Annotated in this window: 25 protein-coding genes; 4 read left to right on the forward strand and 21 right to left on the reverse strand. The window is 61.7% G+C overall.

What is annotated here, in order from left to right; translation table 11 throughout:
• Window positions 1–147: 147 nt before the first annotated feature.
• Window positions 148–849: an HAD family hydrolase gene (locus VE23_RS04850; RefSeq protein WP_049867462.1), complete on the forward strand. Its 702-nt coding sequence runs from the start codon at window positions 148–150 to the stop codon at window positions 847–849.
• A gap of 85 nt (window positions 850–934) precedes the next feature.
• Here the strand turns inward: VE23_RS04850 and VE23_RS04855 are convergent, their stop codons facing one another.
• Together VE23_RS04855 and VE23_RS04860 are read right to left on the reverse strand one after the other, a co-directional pair.
• Complete coding sequence (locus VE23_RS04855) at window positions 935–1,126, reverse strand: hypothetical protein (RefSeq protein ID WP_021881875.1); 192 nt, start codon at window positions 1,124–1,126, stop codon at window positions 935–937.
• Between the two features lie 79 nt (window positions 1,127–1,205).
• The gene (locus tag VE23_RS04860; RefSeq protein ID WP_021881876.1) at window positions 1,206–1,529 is read right to left on the reverse strand and encodes an antibiotic biosynthesis monooxygenase; all 324 of its coding nucleotides are present in this window, start codon (window positions 1,527–1,529) and stop codon (window positions 1,206–1,208) included.
• A 124-nt stretch (window positions 1,530–1,653) separates the two neighbouring features.
• Here VE23_RS04860 and VE23_RS04865 point away from each other — a divergent pair, with 124 nt between their 5' ends.
• Entirely contained in the window at window positions 1,654–2,592 is a 939-nt protein-coding gene (locus tag VE23_RS04865; RefSeq protein WP_048744104.1) for a DMT family transporter, read from the forward strand.
• Window positions 2,593–2,673: 81 nt separating this feature from the next.
• Here the strand turns inward: VE23_RS04865 and VE23_RS04870 are convergent, their stop codons facing one another.
• Window positions 2,674–2,934: an HPr family phosphocarrier protein gene (locus tag VE23_RS04870; protein ID WP_021881878.1), complete on the reverse strand. Its 261-nt coding sequence runs from the start codon at window positions 2,932–2,934 to the stop codon at window positions 2,674–2,676.
• Window positions 2,935–3,150: 216 nt separating this feature from the next.
• Here VE23_RS04870 and VE23_RS27620 point away from each other — a divergent pair, with 216 nt between their 5' ends.
• On the forward strand, window positions 3,151–3,279 hold the full coding sequence (locus VE23_RS27620) for a hypothetical protein (protein WP_021881879.1): 129 nt from the start codon (window positions 3,151–3,153) through the stop codon (window positions 3,277–3,279).
• A gap of 87 nt (window positions 3,280–3,366) precedes the next feature.
• On the opposite strand, the gene VE23_RS04875 is transcribed toward VE23_RS27620, so the two are convergent.
• The 11 genes from VE23_RS04875 to VE23_RS04925 form a co-directional block, all read right to left on the reverse strand.
• Complete coding sequence (locus tag VE23_RS04875; protein WP_048744107.1) at window positions 3,367–3,978, reverse strand: thymidine kinase; 612 nt, start codon at window positions 3,976–3,978, stop codon at window positions 3,367–3,369.
• 52 nt (window positions 3,979–4,030) lie between these two features.
• Window positions 4,031–5,077, reverse strand: a complete 1,047-nt coding sequence (locus tag VE23_RS04880; RefSeq protein WP_021880775.1) for a M42 family metallopeptidase — start codon at window positions 5,075–5,077, stop codon at window positions 4,031–4,033.
• A 204-nt stretch (window positions 5,078–5,281) separates the two neighbouring features.
• Window positions 5,282–6,583, reverse strand: coding sequence for a pyrimidine-nucleoside phosphorylase (locus tag VE23_RS04885; RefSeq protein ID WP_049867464.1), 1,302 nt, complete (start codon window positions 6,581–6,583; stop codon window positions 5,282–5,284).
• Between the two features lie 169 nt (window positions 6,584–6,752).
• Entirely contained in the window at window positions 6,753–7,469 is a 717-nt protein-coding gene (gene deoD, locus VE23_RS04890) for a purine-nucleoside phosphorylase (RefSeq protein WP_049867465.1), read from the reverse strand.
• Between the two features lie 48 nt (window positions 7,470–7,517).
• A complete protein-coding gene (deoB, locus tag VE23_RS04895) occupies window positions 7,518–8,699 on the reverse strand; it encodes a phosphopentomutase (protein WP_048744112.1) in 1,182 nt (393 codons plus the stop codon).
• A gap of 232 nt (window positions 8,700–8,931) precedes the next feature.
• Window positions 8,932–9,606, reverse strand: coding sequence for a deoxyribose-phosphate aldolase (deoC, locus tag VE23_RS04900; protein WP_021880780.1), 675 nt, complete (start codon window positions 9,604–9,606; stop codon window positions 8,932–8,934).
• Between the two features lie 262 nt (window positions 9,607–9,868).
• Window positions 9,869–10,108: a hypothetical protein gene (locus tag VE23_RS04905; protein WP_021880781.1), complete on the reverse strand. Its 240-nt coding sequence runs from the start codon at window positions 10,106–10,108 to the stop codon at window positions 9,869–9,871.
• Complete coding sequence (gene hydA, locus VE23_RS04910) at window positions 10,105–11,541, reverse strand: dihydropyrimidinase (protein WP_049867466.1); 1,437 nt, start codon at window positions 11,539–11,541, stop codon at window positions 10,105–10,107. The genes VE23_RS04905 and hydA overlap by 4 nt, the downstream gene beginning before the upstream one ends.
• 2 nt (window positions 11,542–11,543) lie before the next feature.
• Window positions 11,544–12,830, reverse strand: a complete 1,287-nt coding sequence (preA, locus tag VE23_RS04915; RefSeq protein ID WP_049867467.1) for an NAD-dependent dihydropyrimidine dehydrogenase subunit PreA — start codon at window positions 12,828–12,830, stop codon at window positions 11,544–11,546.
• 115 nt (window positions 12,831–12,945) lie between these two features.
• Window positions 12,946–14,319, reverse strand: coding sequence for an NAD(P)-dependent oxidoreductase (locus VE23_RS04920; RefSeq protein WP_049867468.1), 1,374 nt, complete (start codon window positions 14,317–14,319; stop codon window positions 12,946–12,948).
• A complete protein-coding gene (locus VE23_RS04925) occupies window positions 14,291–15,592 on the reverse strand; it encodes a Zn-dependent hydrolase (RefSeq protein WP_049867469.1) in 1,302 nt (433 codons plus the stop codon). Before VE23_RS04925 ends, VE23_RS04920 begins: the two co-directional genes overlap by 29 nt.
• 224 nt (window positions 15,593–15,816) lie before the next feature.
• On the opposite strand from VE23_RS04925, the gene VE23_RS04930 reads away from it, so the two are divergent.
• Window positions 15,817–17,205 carry a PucR family transcriptional regulator gene (locus tag VE23_RS04930; protein WP_049867470.1) on the forward strand — a complete coding sequence of 463 codons (1,389 nt, stop codon included), beginning with the start codon at window positions 15,817–15,819 and terminating at the stop codon, window positions 17,203–17,205.
• Here the strand turns inward: VE23_RS04930 and VE23_RS04935 are convergent.
• From VE23_RS04935 to VE23_RS04965, 7 genes are read right to left on the reverse strand one after another with little or no spacing between them, the layout of a single operon-like run.
• The gene (locus VE23_RS04935) at window positions 17,097–18,464 is read right to left on the reverse strand and encodes an aspartate aminotransferase family protein (RefSeq protein ID WP_049867471.1); all 1,368 of its coding nucleotides are present in this window, start codon (window positions 18,462–18,464) and stop codon (window positions 17,097–17,099) included. The two genes, VE23_RS04930 and VE23_RS04935, sit on opposite strands and share 109 nt — an antisense overlap.
• A gap of 31 nt (window positions 18,465–18,495) precedes the next feature.
• Window positions 18,496–19,962 carry a CoA-acylating methylmalonate-semialdehyde dehydrogenase gene (gene mmsA / locus VE23_RS04940; protein ID WP_049867472.1) on the reverse strand — a complete coding sequence of 489 codons (1,467 nt, stop codon included), beginning with the start codon at window positions 19,960–19,962 and terminating at the stop codon, window positions 18,496–18,498.
• A 13-nt stretch (window positions 19,963–19,975) separates the two neighbouring features.
• Complete coding sequence (locus VE23_RS04945) at window positions 19,976–20,857, reverse strand: nitrilase-related carbon-nitrogen hydrolase (RefSeq protein WP_198156219.1); 882 nt, start codon at window positions 20,855–20,857, stop codon at window positions 19,976–19,978.
• A gap of 24 nt (window positions 20,858–20,881) precedes the next feature.
• The gene (locus VE23_RS04950) at window positions 20,882–21,919 is read right to left on the reverse strand and encodes an ABC transporter substrate-binding protein (protein ID WP_049867473.1); all 1,038 of its coding nucleotides are present in this window, start codon (window positions 21,917–21,919) and stop codon (window positions 20,882–20,884) included.
• A 52-nt stretch (window positions 21,920–21,971) separates the two neighbouring features.
• Entirely contained in the window at window positions 21,972–23,093 is a 1,122-nt protein-coding gene (locus VE23_RS04955; RefSeq protein ID WP_157053908.1) for an ABC transporter permease, read from the reverse strand.
• Window positions 23,090–23,896 (reverse strand): ABC transporter permease, encoded by an 807-nt coding sequence (locus VE23_RS04960; protein WP_232316811.1) that lies wholly within the window; start codon window positions 23,894–23,896, stop codon window positions 23,090–23,092. Before VE23_RS04960 ends, VE23_RS04955 begins: the two co-directional genes overlap by 4 nt.
• A complete protein-coding gene (locus VE23_RS04965; RefSeq protein ID WP_049867474.1) occupies window positions 23,893–24,678 on the reverse strand; it encodes an ABC transporter ATP-binding protein in 786 nt (261 codons plus the stop codon). The genes VE23_RS04960 and VE23_RS04965 overlap by 4 nt, the downstream gene beginning before the upstream one ends.
• Window positions 24,679–24,752: the final 74 nt, after the last annotated feature.

Here is a 24,752-nt window from a genome sequence, read left to right on the forward strand (position 1 = left end):
TTAACCTAATCCTGACTTTATCGGCTGGTGAGTTGAAATAGTTTAGTGCCGCAGCAAATTGAAAACGCTGCCTCCTTTCTTGAGGCCCGCTTTCCGTCATGGTACGATATAGTAATCGACTGCATGCAACGGGAAGGAAGAAAACAAGTGAAAAGCAATCCGGTGGAATGGATCTTTTTCGACGTCGGCGAGACACTCGTGGATGAATCCGCGCCGATAGCCGATATTATCTCGCAGCTCATCCGCGCAGCCGGGCGCCGGGGCATCGCGGTATGCGAGCGGGACATCCGGGAAGCCTGGATGCAAGCCCATGAACGGTTCTCTCCGTTTCCGATGGCCGATATCCTGCTGCGGCTGTTCCCCGACGACGCGCTTCGCCAAGCGATCTGGAAGGAAATGAAATACCGCAAGGAGCTGGACAAGCCGTTCCCGGAGGCGAAGAGCCTCCTGCAGTCGCTCAGCGGGAGCTATCGGATCGGAGTCATCGCCAATCAGAGCGCCGGAACCGTCCATCGGTTGGAGTCTTACGGGCTCATGGAGCATATTGAAGCGGTATTCTCCTCCGCGGAGACGGGCCTGGTGAAGCCGGATCCGCGCCTGTATGAGCATGCCCTCCAAACTACGGGCTGTCCCGCCTGCAAAGCTTTAATGGTAGGAGACCGGATCGACAACGACATCGTTCCCGCGCGCCAGGTCGGCATGCATGCCCTATGGGTCCGCCAAGGCTTGGCTCTGCGCCAATCCAGCCCCTCTCCGTCTCTCCAGCCGAGCGGCACGATACCGTCCATCGGCGAAATGGCTCGCTGGCTCGAGCTATGGCAGCCTACGGATCCGACCCGCGCCTCCTGACGCGCATGGACAGCATAAAAAAAAACCGCCGATCGGCGGTTTTTTTGGACTTTCATTGGAGTCTATGGATGCTGCGGATGCCGGCCTAATCCTGAGCCTGGCTGTCCTGGGGACGATGAGGCGGCGCAGAAGCAGGCGTTGCCTCCTCCTCGTCATCGCCGGAATCGTCCATCTTTTTGAAGCCGTACACGAACAGTATAATCGTCCCGATCATGAGAAGTCCAAAGAAAATCAAATAAAGCGAGTCCGTCAAGGATGTATCCTCGCCGACATGCATGGGCAGCAGCTCCTTCCACCTTTAGCTTAGCTTGGAGCCGGGACATGCGTATGACTCTTTCGGGCTATAAATGTGACAATCAGCGGGCAATAGAACCCTTCACAGCCGCAACCTCATATCGGGAGACTTCCGTTTCCAGCACATAATCCGGCGGCGTCTTGCCGCGGCTCTCGCGGTGGCCTTGGATATGGACATCGCTTTTTTCCCAGCCCTTCCAAGCCTCTTCCGACTCCCATCGGATTTGGACGATGACTTCTTCCTCGCCCCGGCGAACAGCCTTCACAAGGACGCTCATATCAATGAATCCGTCCATTTCCTGTACCGGTCCCGGCTTGCTGAACCGCTCCACGATTTGTCCGGAGAAACCTTCCTTCACTTTGATCCGGCGTTGAATGACGAGCATGCGGCTTGTCCCCTTTCGATCGTCTCCATTCTGCTATCCATCCTCCTTATGATAATTGATAATAATTCTCATTGTCAATGAAAAAGGAATTGCAGCAAAGCTTCGGAACGATTAAAATATTCGGATGAATACTTTGCAGCCGAAATCAACTTTGTCGATTCTATTGCCCCTTGTCGTCGGTATGGCCGCCATTTCCTGCTCTCCCATACTTGTCCGTTATTCCAGTGCTCCCGTATCCGTTCAAGGGCTGTACCGGATGCTTTTCACCTTTTTATTGATGCTGCCTTTCGGCTGGAAACATCGCCATGCCTTCGCGTCGATCACTCTTCGGGACTGGGTGAAGCTGACCGTCGCAGGCTTCTTCCTGGCGCTGCATTTCCTGCTCTGGATGGCTTCCTTGTCCTACACCTCGATCGCAAGCTCTACGATTCTGCTCACTCTTGAGCCCGTATTTGTAGCCATAGGCGCTTACCTCGTCTTCAAGGACAGGCTGCGCCGCTCAGCGGTCATTGGCATGTCGGTATCGATTGCCGGAGCCATCCTGGTGAGCTCAGGCGACTTCGGCCTGTCGCAAAGCGCCTTTTTCGGAGATACGCTGTCCCTTCTCGGGACGGTCGCCGTTGCCGTGAACATGATTCTGGCCAAGCAGCTCATGGCGCGAATCCCATCTTACGTCTACAGCCTGATCGTATTCGGCATCACCGCGCTTTGCTTCGCTGTCTACAATGTGTTCGCAGGCATCCCGATGATGGGGTATGAATCACGGGAATGGGGACTGTTCCTGCTGCTCGCCATCATCCCGACCGTCTTCGGCCATATGATTTTCAACTGGCTGCTGCAATCGATCAAGGCGACGACGATCTCCATGGCCGTACTGGCCGAGCCGATCGGCGCCAGCCTTCTCGGCCTCCTGTTGTTCGGCGAGCTGATCACAGGGTTCCAGCTGATCGGCGGCGTATTCATGATTGCCGGCTTCATCCTCTATCTCAAGTCGGAGGAACGCCCTTCCGCCGCCAAGCAAGGAGATGCTGCTCTGGACACGACGAGCGGCGCCGTTTCCTGAGCCTGCCATGCTGCCAAGCCGAACAGGCCAGCCCCATTCCGGGCTGGCCTTTCTTTTATACGGTTCCGCCCGTCTTCCTGCTTATTCCTTCTCCAGCAGCTCCAGCATATGGAGGAAAGCCTCCTCCTCATCCTTCCCTTTGACACGCAGCATGACGCGCGTACCGGAGCGGATCGGCAGCAAAAGCATGCCGAGCAGGCTTTTCACGTCCACGATGTTGATGCCGTCCCCATGAGCGAACTCTAGCTTGATGTCCGAACGGAAGCGGGCGGATTCCGAGGATAGCCGGGCAAGATCCTCGCGGGTAAAATCGGCAGCAATCACAAATTCATGAACTCGCATCCTGCATTGACCTTCTTTTCCTCGGGATAAAATCGAATCACCGCATGTGTACGTTATATTCGAAATGAGGAGCCGGGTTCCTGCTTGAAGCGCATTCACCAAAATAATGAATGGCCTTGGCGAGGTCGTAAGCGGACTTGCGTCCCTAATTGCTGCGGCATGTCTTAAATCGCCCGCAGTTGGGTAAAGAATACCTATATACGGGAGGCGATTGTGATGATGATGTCCCCATTCGAGGACAGGATGTATGCCGTGTTGTTCTACATCCTCGCCGCTGCGGTCGTAATCGGCGTCGGCGGGTGGATATATTGGCTGAGCAGGAAAGCGAAAAGGAAAAGCCGCTGACAAGACAAGCGGCAGCTCAAAGCGGGCTCGAAACAAAAGCCGGCCTCTTCAACGCCATTTGACAGGCGTTGAAGAGGCCGGCTTCATTCATTTATCCGGTTCGTTTTTCATGCTCGCCGAGAAAGCCGCGTTATAACATTTGCGGCAGACGGGCTTGTAGTCGTCGTTGCCTCCGATTTGAATCTGATTCCCTTCGTTCACGGGAACTCCGTCCAGGAAGCGGATCACCATCGTCGCCTTGCGGTCGCAATACCAGCAGATCGTCTTGATCTCCTCGATCTTGTCTGCTTGCGCAAGCAGATAATAGCTTCCCTCGAACAGCTGGTTGCGGAAATCGTTTTTGAGCCCGAATGCCATCACCGGCACATTCAGCTCGTCCACGACCCGGGTCAGCTGCAGGATATGCTCCTTCTTCAGAAACTGCGCCTCGTCGATGAGCACGCAGTAGATCGCCTTCGGCGCTCCCGCAGGCTGATGCCGCAGCACCTCCTCGAAGATGTCGGTTTCTTCGCGGACCGGGAGCGCCTTGCGCGTGAAGCCGACGCGGGACCCGACCTGCTCTTCTCCGCTGCGCGTATCCATGGCCGGAGAGAAGATCAGGACCGCTTTTCCCTGCTCCTCGTAATTATGGGCAACCTTGATGATCTCAAAGGACTTGCCGCTGTTCATCGTCCCGTATTTGTAATACAGCTGGGCCAAAACGGCTTCCCCCTCTTCAATCGATCCTTCTGCGCTGCCGGACGGCAGCTTCCTATTCCATCATGTAGGCGAGCAGCAGCGCGCCTGTATGGAGGATCGCATCCGCATGCGTACGCTCCATCCCGTGGGAGGCATGGACGCCGGGGCCGATCAGCGCCGCCCGGATGTTCGCTCCGCCGCGCAGAGCGGCCGAGGCATCCGAGCCGTAGAACGGATAAATGTCGACCGCATGCGGAAGCTGCTCGCGCCGGGCGAGCTCGATCAGCCTGGAAGTCATGCCGTAGTCGTAAGGACCGGAGGAATCCTTGGCGCAAATGGATACGTCGAGCTCCGTTGCCGACAAATCGTCGCCGAGCGCGCCCATGTCGACCGCAATCATCTCGACGATGTCCGCCGGGATATGGGCGCTTCCGTGGCCGACTTCCTCGTAGGTCGAAATGAGGAAGGTAACGCTGCCTGACGGCTGGAGCCCTTCCCGCTTAAGCGCTTCGAGAATGCCGAACAGCGCTGCGACGCTGGCCTTGTCGTCCAGATGGCGGGACTTGACCCAGCCGTTGTCGAAGATGCGCACGCGCGGATCCCACGAGACGAAGTCGCCCGGCGCGATTCCGAGCGCAAGCGTGTCCTCCTTGCTGAACACCGACTCGTCGAGCCTGACCTCCATCGTCGCCTCTTCGCGCTTCTGGCTGCGGGCATCCGGATACACATGCACGGACGTCGCCGTCGACAGCACGGTGCCCTCGTACACCCGGCCGCTGCGGGTATGCACCTGGCAATACTCCCCTTCGACCGTATGCATCGCATAACCGCCGATCGGCGTCATGCGGAGCATGCCGTTGCCCTTGACGGAGCGGACCATCGCGCCAAGCGTATCGACATGGGCGGACAGCAGCAGCGGAGCCTTGCTTCCCGTTCCCTGAACGGTCAAGATGCCGTTCCCTTTAGGCGTCAATTCCATCTTGTAGCCGAGACGCTCCGCCTCCCGCTGGACCAGCGACATAATATTCATGCAGAAGCCGCTCGGGCTGGGCGTCTCCAGAAGCTTTTGCAAAAAATCAAGAATGTACGCTCGATCGAGCTTATCCTTCAGAACAGCCATTCCGACATTCCCCTCTCCAACTAAGCTTCATCATCCTGAATCCTTCGACATTGTACCATATTTTGCTTGGCCGGACCGCCGTCCAAGGCGGCTGCAGCGCAGCACGGAAAAGTCCCTTCCGGCCAGCCGTCCATGCAGGCTGATCGAAAGGGACATGACGGCCGCGGCTTGTCGGCGCAGCCGGCGGCATGAATCCTGAATCGCTTATTCGGTTACGATTCCCCGGACCAGCACAGGCGCCTTGGCGCTGCCCGCAACGCGAATCGCTTTGTACAGGCGCTCCTTGACCTCTGCGACGTCCTCGCTGGAAGCATGGATCGTAACGAGGGAGTCTCCCGCTTTGACGGCGTCGCCGACTTTTTTGTTCAGCACGAGGCCCACCGACAGATCGATTTCGGATTCCTTCGTCGCGCGGCCGGCTCCGAGAATCATCGCGGCCGTGCCGACGGCGTCAGCCGTAATTTCGGCGACAAATCCGTCCTCCTTGGACGGCAGCTCGATGCGGTACGGCGCCTGCGGCAGAAGCTCCGGATTGTCGGCGACGGCAGGATTTCCGCCTTGGTTGGCGATGAACTCCTTGAACTTGTCAAGCGCCGCGCCGCTCGCGATAAGAGCGCGCAGCTTGTCCTCCGCTTCCTCGAGCGATGCCGCCTTGCCGCCGAGATAGACCATCTGGCGTCCGAGAGCGAGGCACAGGTCCAGCAGATCGGCCGGTCCTTCGCCTCGCAGCGTATCGATCGCTTCCTTCACTTCAAGCGCGTTGCCGATCGCAAGGCCGAGCGGCTGGCTCATGTCGGAGATGACGGCCATCGTCTTGCGGCCGACTTCGTTGCCGATGGCGACCATCGCCTCCGCCAGCTCCCTCGCATCCTGCTCATCCTTCATGAATGCGCCGGCGCCGGTCTTCACGTCGAGGACGATCGCATCGGCTCCGGCCGCGATCTTCTTGCTCATGATGGAGCTCGCGATCAGCGGGATGGAATCGACCGTAGCCGTGACGTCCCTGAGAGCGTACAGCTTCTTGTCGGCCGGCGTCAGATTGCCGCTCTGGCCGATGATGGCGATGCCATGCTCGTTGACGAGACGGGTGAAGTCCTCCTTGGTCAGCTCCACATGGAAGCCTTCCACCGCCTCGAGCTTGTCGATCGTGCCGCCCGTATGGCCGAGGCCGCGTCCGGACATCTTCGCCACCGGCACGCCGGCAGCGGCAACGAGAGGAGCAAGTACGAGCGTCGTCGTATCGCCGACGCCTCCCGTCGAATGCTTGTCGACCTTGATGCCCTCGATATCCGACAGGTCGATGGAATCGCCGGAACGGACCATCGCCATCGTCAGATCCGCCCTCTCGCGTCTGGACATGTCGCGGAAGAAGATCGCCATCGCCCAGGCGCTGATCTGATAATCGGGTATATCCCCGTTCGTATAGCCTTGGATGATGAAGGCGATTTCCTCTTCGCTCAATTCATGCCCGTCGCGCTTTTTCTCGATCAAGTCCACCATTCTCATGAACGAAGACCATCCCTTCAATAGTTAATATCGTAAATATTAAATACGATCAATTCACGTTCCATGCCCCTACAAAGCCTGTCCGCCCGTTTTTAATGACGTTAATCGATTTGCCGGAATCCGGAAGCTTCTGTCGAAATTTAACGGCATCAATGATGCGGCCCGGCAGCTACTTCGGATTGATCGACACGGCGGTATCGAGAGCGGCCGCCATCATGTCGTTGAAAGTCGATTGGCGCTCTTCTGCCGTCGTTTCCTCTCCGGTAAGCAGATGGTCGCTGACGGTAAGCACGGTCAGCGCCTTGACGCCGTGGCGGGCGGCGATCGTGTACAGCGCCGTCGTCTCCATCTCCACTCCGAGCACGCCATGATCCATCAGGCGCTGGACCGCGGAGGTGTCTTCCTTGTAGAACACATCGGTGCTGAAGATGTTGCCGACATGGACATTCATGCCGGCTGCCGATGCCAGCTCGTACGCTTTTCTGAGCAACTGGAAGTCAGCTATCGGGGCATAGTCGTAGCCGAGGAATTGATGGCGGTTCATGCTGGAGTCGGTGCATGACGCTTGAGCGAGAATGACGTCCCTCACCCGGACATGCTGCTGCATCGCTCCGCAGGTGCCGACCCGGATCAGGTTCTTGACGCCGTAGCTGCGGATCAGCTCCTGGGCGTAGATGCTGATGGACGGCAGCCCCATGCCCGAGCCCTGCACGGAGACGCGCTGTCCTTTGTACATGCCCGTATAGCCCAGCATTCCGCGGACTTCATTGTAAAGCTCCACCTCGGACAAATACGTTTCAGCGATATATTTGGCTCTCAGCGGGTCTCCGGGCAGAAGCACCGTCTCCGCGATCTGGCCTTCCTTGGCTCCGATATGTACGCTCATGCTCATTTCTCCTTTGCATTGTCGGTCTGAAAAACGGAAGCGGGAGAGCTACTGCAGCTCCCCCAGGAAGCTATGGCCGTGCTCGGGAGCCTTCACCTTGAAGTTGTCGGCGATCGTAGCCCCTACGTCAGCAAAAGTCGTCCTGAGCGGCAGAGCGCTGACGCGGCCTTGGAAACGCGGGGAATAGACCAGCAGCGGCACGTATTCGCGCGTATGGTCGGTGCCGATATAGGTCGGATCATTCCCGTGATCCGCCGTAATGACAAGCAGATCGTCCTCGCCAAGCTTCCCGATCACTTCAGGCAGGCGCGCATCGTACTCCTGCAGAGCCTCTCCATACCCCTGCGGGTCGCGCCTGTGCCCGTACAGGGCATCGAAATCGACCAGGTTGAGGAAGCTCATGCCGGTGAAATCCTCGCCGCATACTTCGGCCAGCCTGTCCATGCCTTCCATATTGCTCGCGGTGCGGATAGAGCGGGTTACGCCTTCGCCGTCGAATATATCGGAAATCTTGCCGATTGCGACAACGTCAAGCCCGGCCTCCTGGAGAGTATTCATGACGGTCGGCTGGAACGGCTTGAGGGCATAATCATGCCGTCCGGCCGTTCTCTTGAACGTCCCCGGCTCGCCGATGAACGGGCGGGCGATGATCCGTCCGAGCATATATGGGTCCTCGAGCGTGATTTCGCGGCAGAATTCGCAGATGTCGTACAGCTCCTTCAGCGGCACGATCTCCTCGTGCGCAGCGATCTGCAGCACCGAGTCAGCCGATGTATACACGATCAACGCTCCGGTGCGCATATGCTCCTCGCCCAGCTCGTCGATGATTTCCGTTCCGCTGGCCGGCTTGTTGCCGATGACCTTGCGGCCGGTATGCTCCTCGATCCGCTGGATCAGCTCCTGCGGGAATCCATGCTCGAATACGCGGAAAGGCGTATCGATGCGCAGCCCCATCATCTCCCAGTGGCCCGTCATCGTGTCCTTGCCGCTGGAGGCTTCCTGCATGAGGCCGTAATAGGCCTGCGGAGCCGTCGCCGGCTCGACTCCGAGAATCGGAGCGATGTTGGACAACCCCAGCTTCTCCATGTTGGGCATCGAGAGCCCGCCCATATGATCGGCTATATGTCCCAAAGTGTTGACGCCATGATCTCCGAAATCGGCTGAATCCGGAGCTTCTCCGATGCCGACGGAGTCCATGACGATGACATGAATGCGTTTGAATGGCTGCATTTGGGCCCTTCCTTTCTGAATTCCATAAGTAAGCGGACGATCGAACCGGATGCTGTTGGGCCGGTAGAATGGCCGGCAGACGCCGCGTCTCGGGAGCCGCTTCTTCCATCATAGCCCGAGGCAGGCTTCGCGGCAAATGCCGGCGCGAAGCCGCTGCGCGCGCAAAATCAAAAGCCGGAAAAACCTTCCGGTTCTTCCGGCTTCATGGAAGCCTTGCTTCGGATCGAGCTCCTCAGTAAGCAGCGGTGGATTGGCCGCCCTGCATGATCTTGACGCCGGAGCTTGCTCCGATTCGGGTCGCGCCTGCGGACACCATCCGCTGCATGTCCTCGAGGCTGCGGACGCCGCCCGATGCCTTGACGCCCAGGTCCGGACCGACCGTGCGGCGCATCAGCGCCACGTCCTCCGGAGTGGCGCCGCCCGTAGAGAAGCCTGTAGACGTCTTCACGAAGTCGGCTCCGGCGCGCACGGCAGCCTCGCAGGCGCGGACTTTCTCCTCATCCGTCAGCAGGCAGGTCTCGATAATGACCTTGACAACAGCTTTGCCCGCAGCCGCCTCGACGACAGCGCGGATGTCGGCCTCGACAAGCGCGTCGTCTCCGCCTTTGAGAGCGCCGACATTGACGACCATGTCGATTTCTCCGGCGCCGTTGGCGATTGCGTCCGTCGTTTCAAAAGCCTTCGCCTCTTTTGTCGACGCCCCGAGCGGGAAGCCGATCACCGTGCATACCTTCACGTCCGTTCCGCCAAGCTGCGCCGCCGCAAGCTCTACCCATGCCGGGTTCACGCAGACCGAAGCGAAGCCGTATTGCTTCGCCTCCTCCGTCAGCTTGAGGATCTCTTCCTTGACCGCATCCGCGCGAAGCAGCGTGTGGTCGATCATGCCTGCCAATTGCTTATGCTCCATGTGCTCATCATCCCCTAATTATGCATGCTGCCTTCATCATATCACCGCTCTGAACAATTGTAAAACGGTAGATAAGCATTTGTTCAACCGGTTTCCTATCCCTAGAATGCCATAAAAAGCCTGCCGATTATTCGGCAGGCTTCTCGGTTTTTCCATCTTCTCTCATTTCGAATTTCGGATTGCAGGCCCCGGTCTGGCCGATGCAGCTTGCAAGCTGCGGCAGCCTGCACATTTCTCCTATCGATTCGATCGCCCCAGCCGCCTATAACTCCGCCGCATGAATCTGAAGGATGACCAGATTGGCGACGTATTTGCGGGCATCGGCCGATTGCAGCCGGATGAGGCAAGGGGCAGAAGCATGCCGGCCGGAACCGGCGACCGGAGCGGAGAAGCGGACGACAGTTCCGTCCAAATCCTCTCGTACGTCCAGGATGCTCCGCTCTTCCTCCAGCAGCCGGTCCAGCAGCCGCTTCTCTTCCCATGCGGATTCGCAGGCGCTCATCCCCCCCTCCCCCCCGCAGAAGCTTCCGGTACGGATATCGGCGTCCTTGCACCGAATCTGGCTCTCGGCACGTACCTTCCGCAGCCGGCTTGACCGACGAACTCGCCGTCGCGAACGACGAACTGTCCGCGCAGAAGCACCGATACCGGCTTCCCGGTCGCCTCCATCCCTTCAAAGGCGCTGTAATCGACTTTAAGATGATGGGAATCCGCCGATAAAATCCGTTTGGCGGACGGGTCGAACAGGACGAGATCGGCATCGCTCCCTACCGCTATCGTGCCTTTGCGCGGAAACAGCCCGAACAGCTTGGCGCTTGCCGTCGATACGAGGTCGACGAACTGATGGATCGTGATTCTCCCCTTCTCCACGCCCTCGGAATAGAGAAGAGTGAACCGGTCCTCGATCGTAGGGCCGCCGTTCGGTATTTTGGAGAAATCGCCGCGTCCAAGCTCCTTTTGTCCTTTGAAATGAAAGGAGCATTGATCCGACCCGACCGTCTGCAGCGTTCCGCTGGACAAGGCGTCCCACAAAACCTGCTGATGCTCCCGTTCCCGCAGCGGCGGAGACCAGACGTATTTGGCTCCTTCGAAATCCGGCTTTTCCAGGCTGGAGATGTCCAGAGTCAAATACTGGGGGCAGGTCTCGCCGTATACCGCCAGTCCCCTCGCCCTGGCCTCCCCGATGCGCTGAACCGCCTGCGCGCAGGTGACGTGGACGACATAGAGGGGAGCTCCCGCCAGCCCCGCCAGCTCCGCGGCCCGCCCGGTCGCCTCTCCTTCCAGCTCGGGAGGACGGGTAAGGGCATGATGGATCGGATCGGTGTCGCCCCGCGCCAACGCCTGCTCGACGAGAAAGTCGATGACGTCCCCGTTCTCGGCATGGACCATGACGAGCGCTCCTTCCTCCCTGGCAAGCTGCAGCGTCCGGAACATCGTTCCGTCATCCACCTGAAAGACGTCCTTGTAGGCCATGAACACCTTGAGAGAGGTAATGCCTTCCCTCCCGATAATTTCCGGCAGCTCCCTCAGCGCCTGCTCTCCGGCATCCGCCACCATGAGATGGAATCCGTAATCGACGGCCGCTTTGCCGGCCGCTTTGGCATGCCAGGTCCGCACCGCCTCGGACAGCGGTTCGCCCCGTTTGGTCAGGCAAAAATCGAGCACCGTCGTCGTGCCTCCGAATGCGGCCGCAATCGTGCCGCTCTCGAAGTCGTCCGCGGTGACGGTGCCGCCGAACGGCATGTCCAGATGGGTGTGGGGATCGATTCCACCCGGAAATACATACAAGCCTGCCGCATCGATGATTTCGGCTCCGGCAGCATCGAGGCGGCTGCCGATCGCCGCCACGATGCCGTTCTCGATCCGAATATCGGCTTGGTACATATCGCTTGCCGTCACAATCGTCCCGCCGACAATCACTTTCGTTGAGCTCATCGTCATACCGCCTCCATCTCGGCCGAATCGGCATTCAGCTTCTCCAGCGCCCGCTGGCGTTCATTCCACGTAAGGGGCGCGGCTCCCGGCAGCTCCACCATCTCGATCGCGCCGTCGGCCGGGCAGACGATCGAGCAGAGGTTGCAGCCGACGCAATCCTCTTCCCTCACCTGCAGGAACGGCTTGCCGCCGCTTCCTGTCAGCATGTCGATGCATTGATGCGAAGCGTCCTCGCAGGCGATATGGCATTTGTTGCAGTTGATGCAGGCCGCCGTATCGATCCGCGCGACGACTCTGTAGTTGAGATCCAGATCGCCCCAGTCTCCGTAGCGGCCGACGCTGCGGCCGGTCAGCTCGCTCGCCGCTGCCAGCCCCTTGTCGTCCAGATACCGGTTCAGGCCGTCGATCATGTCCCCGACGATCCGAAAGCCGTGGTGCATCGCCGCCGTGCATACCTGCACGCCCGAAGCGCCCATCAGCATGAACTCGACCGCATCCTGCCAGGAGGAGATCCCCCCGATGCCGGAGATCGGCACGCCTATCTCGGAATCCCGGGCGCATTCCGCCACCATGTTCAAGGCGATCGGCTTCACGGCCGGACCGCAGTAGCCTCCATGCGCTCCCAGGCCGCCGACATGGGGAACGGTGTTCCACGTATCGAGGTCGACTCCGGCCAAGCTGTTGATCGTGTTGATCAGGCTGACCGCGTCCGCGCCGCCAAGTACCGCATGGCGGGCCGTTATCCTGACGTCCGTAATGTTAGGGGTCAGCTTCACGATCACCGGCGTCGAGGCGGCTTCCTTGGCCCACAGCGTCTGCATCTCGACGAGATCCGGCTGCTGCCCCGATGCCGCGCCCATGCCGCGCTCCGCCATTCCGTGCGGACAGCCGAAGTTGAGCTCCAGTCCATCCACTCCCGCATCCTCGACGCGCTTCACGATCTCATGCCACTTCTCCCGCTTCGGCTCGACCATCAGCGAGGCGACCACAGCGTGCTTCGGATAAAGCCTTTTCGTTTCCCTGATTTCCCGCAGATTCACTTCCAGCGGCCTGTCGGAAATCAACTCGATATTGTTGAAGCCGGCCACGCCCCCCCCGCCGTAGTGGACGGCCGCGAAGCGGGAGGACGTATTGATGATCGGCTCGCCGAGCGTTTTCCAGACCGCTCCTCCCCAGCCGGCTTCAAACGCTCTCTGCACCTGATACCCTGTATTGGTAGGCGGAGCGGACGCCAGCCAAAACGGGTTCGGCGATGTGATTCCCGCCATGGAAATCGATAAATCGGCCATGCCTTCGCCTCCTGTCGGTGGACCTGGGACGGTCCCTAGTCATCTGCCGGCCTTGCTGTCTTCTGGCAGCCTCGCTGTCTTCTGGCAGCCTCGCAGTCTTCTGACGGCGCTGCTGTCATCCGGCCGCAGCTTCCGTCCCCCCCGCCAGAGCGGAGGCGATCGCCGCGGCGGCCCGCTTGCCCTGCTCCGCCGCCGAGACGACGGTCGCTTCCCCGGCTCCGGAGCCGTGGATCATATCCCCTGCCGCATAGACCCGCGGATGAGAAGTTCTCCCGGTGAGGGGGTCGACCTCCGGAATTCCGCGTTCATGGCGAAGGCCGAACTGCTCCGAAAGAGAGATCAGCCTTTGCTGTCCCGTAGCCAAAATGACCGCATCCGCTGCCATGCGGAACTCCGAGGAAGGAAGCGGAACCGGAATTTTCCGGCCGTCCCGTCCCCGCTCCCCGGTCAGCTCCAGCCGCACGCAATCCAGTCCGGCGACTCCTCCCGAACCGTCGCCGGCAATGCCGACCGGTAGGGTGAGCCAGCGGAATTCCACTCCCTCCCGCTTGGCGAACTCGTATTCGAACGGATAAGCCGTCATCTCCGCTTGCGTCCGCCGATAGACGATGCGGACGGAAGCCGCGCCGAGCCTCAGCGCGCTCGTCGCCGCATCGACGGCCGTATTGCCGGCTCCGATGACGGCGACCCGCGCTCCTTCCAGCCTCGAGGGGATGCGGCCCGATTTCGTCGTCTCGATGAGGCGGATCGCGTCGTAGACGCCATCCAGCTCCTCTCCCGGCAGTCCGAGCGGAGGCACATATCCCATGCCTGCCGCAAGCAGAACCGCGTCGTACCCGCCCAGCAGCTCTTGCGCGCTCACCGAGCCGCCGATGCGGACGCCGGTGCGGATCTCGACGCCAAGCCCCTCGATCTGGGAAATTTCCCAGCGGGGCACATGAGGCGGGAGGCGGAAGGAGACGATTCCGGAATGCCCGAGCCCTCCCGCCTCGGCCTTGGCTTCATAGACGACAACCTTGAAGCCGCCTCTCGCGAGCTCGCGGGCGGCCGACAGTCCCGCCGGGCCGCTGCCGACGACAGCGACGCTGCGTCCATTCGGCTCGCCGGCCTGGAACAGCTGGCGTCCGCTCGCGGCGGCATCGTCCGTAGCATAGCGCTGCAGCCTGCCGATCATGATCGGCGTAGACGGGCCGCCGAGCACGCAGGCCCCTTCGCAGAGCAGCTCCGTCGGACAGACGCGCGCGCAGCTCGCTCCCAAGGGATTGGCGTCCAGGATTGTATAAGCGGCACCGGCCGTATTGCCCGTTGCGATGCGCTTGATGAAGGCAGGCACGTCGATGCCGGTCGGACAGGCCCGGATGCAGGGCGCATCATAGCAGTACAGGCAGCGGTTGGATTCTTCCATAGCGGCGGCGCGGCTTAGCGGCAGCGTCAGCTCGGCGAATGGGCCGCCCGCCTCCTCAAAGCTTCTCAGCTTGTCGATTCCCATCGCGCCGTCCTCCTTCCCCGTACGGCGGCCGGGCCGCCAGGCGCATGAGCGTCCGGGCCAGCAGCTCCGTGCCTGCCGCGATATCCTCCGGGCTCGAATATTCAAGCGGATTATGGCTGATTCCATCGCGCGAGCGGATGAAGATCATGGCGTACGGGCACACATGCGACATCGCAAGCGCATCGTGGAACGGACCGCTCATCAGCTCCGGCAGCGGCAGGCCCGCTTCGGCCGCCGCTTCCCTGACGGCAGCCATCAAGTCCGGATCGCAATAGCGGGGCTCGCTGTCCGTATCGACGACAAGGTCCCATTCCAAGCCGTTGTCGGCCGCCTTGTCCGCGATGAGAAGGCGGAGCCGACGCTCCAGCCTGCCGCGCCTCGACATGTCCATATCCCTCAGGTCGACCGTGAACCGGACCCTCTCCGGAATGACGTTGCGGGAATTCGGATAGACATGTAGCGACCCGACCGTGCCCACGGCCGGCGAGCCCTCCTCGCCGCGAAGAAGCTCCTGCAGCCCGGCAATGACCGCCGCCGCTCCCGCCAGCGCGTCCCGGCGCATCGCCATCGGCACGGAGCCTGCGTGGCCGGCGAATCCCCGCAGCTCGACGGTCCACCAGAGCGGACCTGAGATGCCGGTGACGAGTCCGCATGATGCGTTCAGGGACTCCAGCACGGGTCCCTGCTCGATGTGCAGCTCCAGATAGGCCTTGACGGCGCCCGGAGAGCAGGCATCTTCCGCGAAGCGGCCTGGGTCCCCGCCGAATGTCAGCAGCGCCTCGCGCCTCGTGACGCCTTGAGCGTCCGTTCGGTCAAGTTCCCCCTCCTCCAGCCTGCCGGCAAGTCCTCTCGATCCGAACAAGCCCTTGTCGAACCTGCAGCCTTCCTCGTCGGAAAAGACGGCCACCTCGACGGGGCCTTGAGGCGGCTCTCCCGAATCGCGCAGGAGCTGCACCGCTTCGATCGCGCCGACCACCCCTGCGACGCCGTCATAAAGACCCGCATTCGGCTGCGTATCGATATGCGATCCCAGCATGAGGACAGGGCCGTCTTCCTTGCCTTCCATCCTCCCGATCAAGTTTCCGAAGGCGTCGACCCGAGCTTTCATCCCCGCCTCCTCCATCCAGCTCCGTACGGTTTCCCGCGCCTGCGCATCAAGAGCGCTCATGGCCGGCCGGCTGGCCGAGGTGGCGCCTATCGCTCCGATCCGCCCCAGACTGGCAATTCTCGAACGCAGTCGTTCAATCGATACGGCTGCTCCGGCTTCCTTCATTGGGCTTCCTCCCTCGAAGCGTAATGTAAGGTTACATAACGTATCATACTCAATTTTCCGAATTTTTTGAATATTTATTTTCCATTCCCCTCTTTTGATGTAAGATAATCTTACTTCTTCTCCTTTCCTCTTTCGATCATCCGTTCCTGCATGTCCGTTTCCCCTACAGAGACAGCTACAGAAATCGGAAGCTTATAATCGAACCAGCAATAAGGAGGATGCTTATGCCGGTCCAACGCCCTCTTACCGTCCGCGATACGCTTCTCAGTCCCCACTTTGCCCAAGCCTTGGTGGCAGCCGGCTCCAGCGGCCTGGATCGGGAGATCCGCTGGGTCCACATTCTGGAAATATCCGAAGCCGATGAGCTTCTGCACGGCGGAGAAATGATTCTGACGACCGGGGTCGGATTTCGGGGAGAAGCGGCCGAACGCCGCCGCTTCCTGGCTACGCTTATCCGCCGCGGAGCCGCGTGCCTGTGCATCGAGCTTGGCCCCTATATGGCATGCCTTCCCGAGGAATGGATTGTGCAAGCTGAAGAAGCCGGCTTCCCGCTCATCGTTTTTTCCGGCAAAGTGCGCTACGTCGATATCACTCATGATCTTCACCGCCTCATCCTAGGGCTTCAGAGCGGCAGCCGCAGGCAGCTGCCGCATGCCCGGGAGCGTCCGGACAAGGAGAGAATCGGCTGGCTGCTGCAAGCCAAAGAGTACGGACCCGGTAACGAGGCTTGGCGGAGCGATCCGCTGCTGCAGCCTTTCGAGAGGCTGCCGTGCCGCACGGTGCTGCTCGAGCTCGGAGCGGGTACCGGCCGCCGCCACGATACGGCCGCTCTCCTCCCCGGAGCTGCCGGCTGCATCACCGAGGCCGCTTATCTGCTGAAGCGCGAGCTGGAACGGACCGGCTCGCCTTGTCTTGCGGACGGCGACGGCGCGCGCATCACCCTCGTCATCGCCGATGCCTCGGCTGCCGAGACATGCCGCCGCCTTCTCGAAAACGCGCTGCTGCGGCTGGCCGAATGGCAGCCGCGGGCTGCGGGGGCAGGCGAAGCCCTGGCCGGCCGCCAAGGAGCTGCCGAAAGCCGCCGGCAGGCGCAGCTCGCTCTCGATCTCGCCGGCGCTGCCGGCCGCAGCAAGTCTCCTTGCCTGTTCTACGAGGAGCTCGGAGTGCTGCAGCTGCTGCCTGCCCTCAATGACGGCAGCAGGCTGGAAGACTTCGTCGACAGGCATCTCGGGCCGCTCCTTTTGGCCGACCGTCTCAAGGGAAGCGAGCTGCTGCTGACGCTGAAGGTGTATCTCGACGCGGAGGGCAACAAGCAGGAGGCCGCCCGCAGATTGTACATCGTGCGCCAGTCGCTCTATTACCGGCTGGAGCGCATCGGCGAGCTGCTTGGATCCTTCTGGCACATGCCGGAACGGAGACTGGCCGTGCAGGTCGCGCTGCGCGCCTACATGCTGCTGCATCCCGGCTCGCTGCGGGAGCCTGAGCCCCAGACGCCGGACGCCCGTCACGCCGGAGAGGCTTCCTCCAGCGCTTCGAGAAGCGCCGCCAGCAGGAAATCCAAGTCCTCGTCTGTGCTCGACAGCGGCGGCGCGAGCGTAAGCACGTTGTTGTAGCCGGCGACGGTATCTCCGTTCTTCCCGATGATCAGCCCCCGGCGCCGGCAGCTGTCTATGATTCCCTGCACGACATCGGGAGCGGCCGGCTTGCGGCTCTGCCTGTCTTCCACCAGCTCGATTCCCGCCATGAACCCGAAGCCCCGGACATCCCCCGCCAGAGGATGTCCGGCCAGCGCCGCTCCGAGCTCCTCCAGGAGCCTTGCTCCCAGCAGGGAAGAGCGTTCCCTCAGCTTCTCCCTTTCCATCAGCTCCAGATTGGCAAGCGCGACCGCGCAGGAGGCCGGATGGCCCCCGAACGTATTGACATGGCGCAGATGATCGTATTCCCCCTTTTGGCAGAAAGCCTGATAGATTTCGCGCTTTACGGCGGTCGCGGCGAGCGGCAGATAACCGCTTGTGATCCCTTTGGCCATCGTGACGATGTCCGGGGAGACGCCGAAGTTGTGGTGGCCGAAGCTGCGGCCCGACCGGCCGAAGCCGCAGATGACCTCGTCGACGATCATCAGCGCGCCGTGCTGCGTGCAGATCCGCCTGACCTCTTCCATGTACGCCTTGTCGGGCACGATGATGCCGCCTCCGGTAATAGCCGGCTCCAGGATGACGCCGGCGACCGTATCCGCGCCCTCCCATACGATCGTCTCCTCGATTTCCCTCGCGCATTGGAGCTGATGGGCTTCCCGGCTCATTCCCTCCGGTCTTCGGTAGCTGTCCGGCGGGCGGACATGCAGGAATCCCGGCGCAAGCGGCTCGTACTTGAGCTTTCGGACGGCCTGCCCCGTCGCGGAGAGAGCTCCCGGCGAGCTGCCGTGATAGCCGCGATAGCGCGCAATGAACTTGTGCCGGTACGGATGTCCGGTCTGCTGCTGATATTGCCGCGCCATCTTGAACGCCGCTTCGTTCGCTTCCGAGCCGCTGTTGGAGAAAAACACGACGTAATCGCCTTCAAGCCATTCGCCAAGCTTCTCCGCCAGCCGGATCGCCGGCAGATGCGTTTGGGTGAGCGGGTAGTACGGCATGGAGGATAGCTGCCGGTATGCCGCATCGGCCAGCTCCTGCCGTCCATAGCCCGCATTGACGCACCAGAGGCCGGACATGCCGTCCAGATACCGGTTGCCCTCGCAGTCGGTAATCCAAGATCCATTCGCTTCCGTAATCAGCAGCGGCACATCGTTTTCCTTGAAAGGACGCATGCCGTGCCAGACGACGCGGCGGTCTGCCGCAATATGATCCGCGGCTGTACGGCCGGCTTCAATCATAAGACTCGCTCCTTTTAGGCGCAGGCGCCGGTCAATACCGGGCCGTCACCATTTTTTTGCGGGTGTAGAACTCGACTCCGTCCCGCCCGTTGGCATGAAGATCGCCGTAGAAGGAGCTTTTCGCTCCGGAAAAAGGAAAGAATGCCATCGGAGCCGGAACGCCGAGATTCACGCCCAGCATGCCGGCGTCCATTTCCTCGCGGAACTCCCGTACGGCAGCCGCGCTGTCGGTGAACAGGCAAGCCCCGTTCGCGTACCTCGACCGGTTCGCGAGCGCGATTCCAGCCTTCAGATCGGGCACGGTCAGCACGCATAGGATCGGCGCGAACAGCTCCTCCTGCCAGATCGCCATATCCGGGGTGACCTCGACTACGATCGTCGGTCCGAGAAATGCAGCTTCATCCGAGTTCCACTCCCCCCTCCGGCCGTCCATGAGCAGCGCCGCTCCGTCCCGGATTGCGAGCTCCAGCAGCTTCAGCGCCCGGTCGCGGCTGCCGCAGTCGATGAGGGGACCGATAGGAGTCCCCGGCCTCGCTCCGTCGCCGACGATCAAAGCTTCGGCGGCGTCTTGGAGCAGCGGCATGAACGCCTCTGCCGCCGACTCCTGCACGGCGACGACGGAGCAGGCCATGCAGCGCTGGCCGGCGGAGCCGAATGCAGCCGCAGCGATCTGGCTCGCGGCGGCCTTGAGATCGGCATCCGCAAGCACGATGGAGTGGTTTTTCGCTCCTGCCAGCGCCTGGATGCGCTTGCCCGCCGCTGCCGCTCGGGCATGGACGGCCGCAGCCGCAGGCTGCGAGCCGACGAAGCTGACCGCGGCGATAGCCGGATGCTCCAAGAGCGCGTCGACCGCCTCCTTCGAGCCGTTCACGACATTGAGCACGCCGGGCGGAAAGCCCGCTTCCGCGAACAGCTCCGCAAGCCGGCAGCTGAGCAGAGGCGTCTTCTCCGACGGCTTCAATAGGAACGCATTGCCGCAGGCGACAGCCAGCGGAAACATCCAGCATGGCACCATCATCGGAAAATTGAACGGGGTTATGCCCGCGACGACGCCGAGCGGATAACGGTACATGCCGGATTCGATGCCGCCCGCGATATCCGGCAGCTGGCTGCCCATCATCAGCGTCGGCGCTCCAGCTGCGAATTCCACGCATTCGATTCCGCGCTGCACTTCGCCCAGAGCCTCCTCCAGGCATTTGCCGTTCTCGGCTGTAAGGATCGCAGCAAGCTCCATCCGGCAGCCATGAAGCAGCTCCCGGTAGCGGAACAGCAGCCTTGCCCTGGCCGGCACCGGCACCTTGCGCCAGTCCCGGAACGCCAGCAGCGCGGCGGCGGCAGCATCCTCCACCTCGGCGCGGCCGGACATCGGCACGACGGCCAGCACCTCTCCCGTTGCCGGATTCCGCACCTCCGCCTGCCCGGTCCCGACCGCGGCCTCCTTCCACGAGCCTCCGATCCAGTTGCCCAGCTTGCGCGGCCCCGCAGACGTCTCCGTCATCTCCGCTTCCTCCTCACAGATGCGCCAGCTCGCCGTATGTTTCCGGCCGCCGGTCGCGATAAAACTGCCACGCCTCCCGAGCCTCGCGGATCACCGCGCGGTCCAGCTCCCCGATGACGGCCTCGTCCCGGTCCCTGCTGCCTTCCGCCACAATCCTGCCGCGGGGGTCGACCAGATAGGACTGGCCGTAGAACTCTCCCATGTTCCAGGGAGCTTCCGTCCCTACCCGGTTGATCGCGGCCACGTAGTAGCCGTTGGCGACTGCATGGGCCGGCTGCTCCAGCTTCCACAAGTACTCCGACGTGCCGGCCACCGTCGCCGACGGATTGAAGACAATCTCCGCCCCGCCAAGGCCGAGCATCCTCGCTCCCTCCGGAAAATGCCGGTCGTAGCAAATATAGACGCCTACTTTTCCATAGGCCGTGTCGAAGACGGGATAGCCGAGATTCCCGGGCTTGAAATAATACTTCTCCCAGAAGCCGCAGCTTCCCCCGCCCGCTCCGACCTGGGGAATATGATGCTTGCGGTATTTGCCCAGCACCGTTCCGTCGGCATCGATGACCGCCGCCGTATTGTAATAGCTGGCGATGCCTTCCCGCTCATAGACGGGCAGGACAAGCACGATGCCAAGCTCCCGTGCAAGCTTCGCGAACACTTGCACGGTCGGCCCGGCAGGGACCTCCTCTGCCGCCCCGTACCATTTGGGAACCTGCTCCGCGCAGAAATACGGACCGAAAAAAATTTCCTGCAGACCGATGATCCGGGCTCCGCGCCCGGCCGCTTCGCGGATGAGCCGGATATGCTTGTCGATCGCGGCGGCCTTGTGGACCGCGACGTCCTCATCGCCGTCCACTTCATGCCTTGCCTGGATCAAGCCGATTTTGACCGTATCCATTATCCCCATGCCCCAGCCTCCCGTCTATTTGGCCGCCATGCCGTAGATTTCCGTCGTATAGGCGGTTCCCGCATCCGCCGCCTTCTGGATGACGCCGAACTTCAACGCGATCTCCGCGGTCTGCCGGAAAGCCTCCTCGTCGATCATGCCGAGCTTGCCGATATCGAAGCCGTCCGGAGCAACCAGCTTCGCAACCTCCTTCATCATCTTCAGCTGATGATCGCGCGATGTGCTCGCCGCATCCGCTGATTTCATCACAATATCGACCGCTCCCTCTTGATCCTCGACGGCGTCCTTCCAGCCCTTTAGCGACGCCCTCAGGAATTTGGCGGCCGTCTCCTTGTTCTTCGCCAGCCAGTCCTTGTTGGCGAACAGATTGTCCTCCAGCATCCCGACGCCTTCCTTGTTCATGTCGATGACCGACAGCTCCGCCTCGGGAATGCCCTGCTCCAGCACGACCTGGTACTCGTTGTATGTCATGGCCGAAGCCGCGTCCAGTTCGCCGCCCAGAAACTGGTCCATCGTGAAGCCTTGCTTGGCGAACTGCAGATCCTTGGAAGGGTTCAGCTTGTATTTGTCGAACAGCGCCAAAAGCTCGAATTCGTTGCCGCCCATCCAGTTGCCGACTTTTTTGCCTTTCAGGTCCGACGGTCCGGCAATGCCTGCCGATTTCCTGGATACAAGCACGAGACCGCTTTTCTGGTACACCTGCGCGATCTCGACGAGCGGAAGTCCCTGCTCCTGATGCGCCAGCAGGCTCGCGACCCAATCCACGCCGATATCGGCCGAGCCGTTGGCGACCTGCTGCTCCGGGACAATGTCCGGTCCGCCCGGGACGATCGTCACGCTTAGTCCTTCGTCTTTGTAGTAGCCTTTTTCGAGCGCTACATAGTAACCGGCGAACTGGGCCTGGGGCACCCATTTCAACTGCAGCTTGACCGCACCTGCGCCTTCGCCGGAAGCTTCCTTGCCGCTGCCACCGCAGGCCGTCAGCGCTCCGGCCATCAGCACGGCGAGCCCCGCCGCCGCCAGTCGGCTGTTCCAGCTTGCTGGCCTCTTCATAAGCATCCTCCTCATTCCCGTCCGCATGATGCGGAACGCGATGTTCCGCCTTCTAGCTCCGGCGCCTCCGAAATTCGGGATGCCAGAGGAGCAATCGCCTTTCGGCCGCTTGCACAAGCATATACATGCCGATCCCCGCGGCTGCCGCCGCTCCGATGCATGCCCATCCAAGAGGCATGCGGGCGATCTTCACCGAATTGGACAGCAGATAGCCAAGTCCGCGCGAGGAGTAGAAAAATTCGCTCACCATCGCCGCAATCAGGCCGCCGGCCGTGCTGATCTTGAACGCTGTCAGCATCGCCGGCAGCGATGACGGCAGCCTGAGCTTGAAAAAAGCCGGCGCCGCCCCCGCACCGAGAACGTGCATCAGATCCATTGAAGCGGAATCGGCCGATGTCAGGCCGCGGTAGCTGCCGATCGCCATCGGCGCCAGCGTCGCGGCGGCGGCGACGGCGGCTCTGGAGGCGAGGCCGTCGCCGAGCCACAGGTTCATGATCGGGGCGAGCGCTACGATCGGAACCGCGCCAAGCGAAGCGGCCAGCAGCAGCGCGCCGCTCCCCCATCTCGGCATGGCGGCGGCCATTGCCGCCGCCAGCCAGCCGAGCAGGGTGCCGGCGGCGATGCCCGCCGCCGCCTCCAGCAGCGTGTAGCCTGCGGAGCGGAACAGCAGGCCGGCGTTGTCCGCTGCCGCCCGGAAGATCGCCGAGGGCAGCGGCAGCTGATAGGCTGCCAGGCCGAGAACGGCATGGATGAGCCCGGCCTGCCAGATCGCAGCGAGGGCAAGGCCCGCGCCTAGCGGCAGAGCCCATGCGGCCGTACCCTGCCGCATGAATCGGCCCTTTTCCGCTGGAGCTGCCTTAGGCGAAGTTCGGGTTCTGTTCCGATCATCGGCTGCGGCGGATGCATCCGATGCTTCGGCACCGACCTCGGCACCTGCTGCCGCTCCGAGCTCGACACCTGCTTCTGTGTCGGCGGTCGGATCCGCTGCTCCGTGCAGGCGGGCAGCATCAGCAGCTCCGGCTTCACCGTCTCCCTTCAGAGCTCCCTCAGCCGTCGCCTCTACCGTGACGAGGACGGCAACATGCTCCGAAACGCCGGAGGCCCGCTCGGCTTCGACTTTCCCGGATGCTTCCTTCCCGCTCCTTGCGCTCGATGTCGAATAAGGCATGCTCATCGCAGCCCCCTCCCTTGACGTCGTCCCGACGTTCGGCTCCAGGGCAGCAGCGTATTCTCGAGCGCCGCCGTTATGCCGTATGCCGCGATGCCAAGAGTTGCCGCCAGCAGCACGGTGCACCAGAACAGCGCCGCATGGGTCGGGCCGTAGTATAGATGACGCAGCATGAGCACTCCGATGCCGCGCTGAGCGCCCATCAGCTCCACGAGAATCGCACCGGTCACAGCGAGCGGGGCGGCCGCCTTCAAGCCCGTGAACATTCCCGGCAGAGCCGCAGGCAGCCGCAGCACCCGGTAAGAGGCCGCTCGTCCGCATGCAAGGACATGAAGCAGATCCCGATCTTCTTGACGTACCGACTGCAGCCCGCGAAGCGTATGGAGCGCGACCGGAAAAAAGGAAATATAACCGGCAATGAGCACTCTCGCCGTATTCTCGTCCCGGAAAATGGCGTACACTATCGGCGCCAGCCCCAGTATCGGCACCATCTGGGAGGCGACCGCATACGGAGCGGCGATCCGCTCCATCGTCGCCGACAAGCTCATGAGCAGCGCCAGCGCCACTCCCGCAGCCGCCCCCAGCAGAAAGCCTTCGCATGCGTTGAGCAGCGTCACAGCCGCCTCCGCAAGCAAGCTCCCGGCGTTGCGGAACAGCGCTTCGGCGACAAGATAGGGATAAGGAAGCTTGGACGAAGCCAGCGCCACTCCCCGCTGCTGAAGCAGCCAAGCGCCGGATTGCCACAGAGCCAGCGCTGCGGCTGCCCAAGCAAGAGCCGGCATGATTCTGGCTGCCGCCGCCGCCTTCACGCCGACGCCTCGCGGAACCGCCCCCTGATGCCGTCCACGAGCTCGTGAAAGCTCGGGAGCGCCCTCGTCGACGCATCCCGAGGCCGCGGCAGCGGAATATCCACCGCTGCCGCCAATCTCCCGGGACGGGGGGAAAGGACGAACACCCGATCCGACAGGAAGACGGCCTCGGCGATGCTGTGCGTGACGAAAACAACGGTGCATCCTGTGTGGCCCCACACGGATAGGAGCTCCTCGTTCAGCTTCTCTCTCGTGAATTCGTCTAGTGCCGAGAAAGGCTCATCCATGAGCAGGATATCCGGCTTCATCGCCAAAGCGCGGGCAATGGAAGCGCGCTGCTGCATCCCCCCGCTGAGCTGCCAAGGGTAGCGGAGGCCGAATCCTTCCAGACCGACGAGCCTCAGCAGCGACTCGGACCGTTCCCTGCGGTCTGTCCGCGGAACGCCCGCCAGCTCAAGCGGCAGCTCAACGTTCGCCCGCACGCTCCTCCATTCGAACAAAGCCGGCGTCTGGAACACCATGCCGAGCTTGCCGGCCAGCCGAGCTGCACGCGGAGCCGACCCGGATACTCTCACCTCTCCCGACGTAGGCTCCAGCAGATCCGCGATCATCCTCAGCAGCGTCGTCTTGCCGCAGCCTGACGGTCCGAGCAGCGCGGCGAATTCTCCCTTGCGGACGGTCATGCATACGTCCCGCACGGCCGGAGACTGTCCTCCTCCGCCGTAATCCATTCCGATCCCCTTCATTTCGATCTCCGCTGCAACCGCCGAACCCGCTTCCATCCGATTCAAACCCCCTCGTGGACGTTTTTATCCTGCGTGAGCTTCATGTTCTGATTGCTGCCATCTGCTTAATC

It is taken from the genome of Paenibacillus sp. D9 (assembly GCF_001188365.1).
GTDB classification, from domain to species: domain Bacteria; phylum Bacillota; class Bacilli; order Paenibacillales; family Paenibacillaceae; genus Paenibacillus_O; species Paenibacillus_O humicus.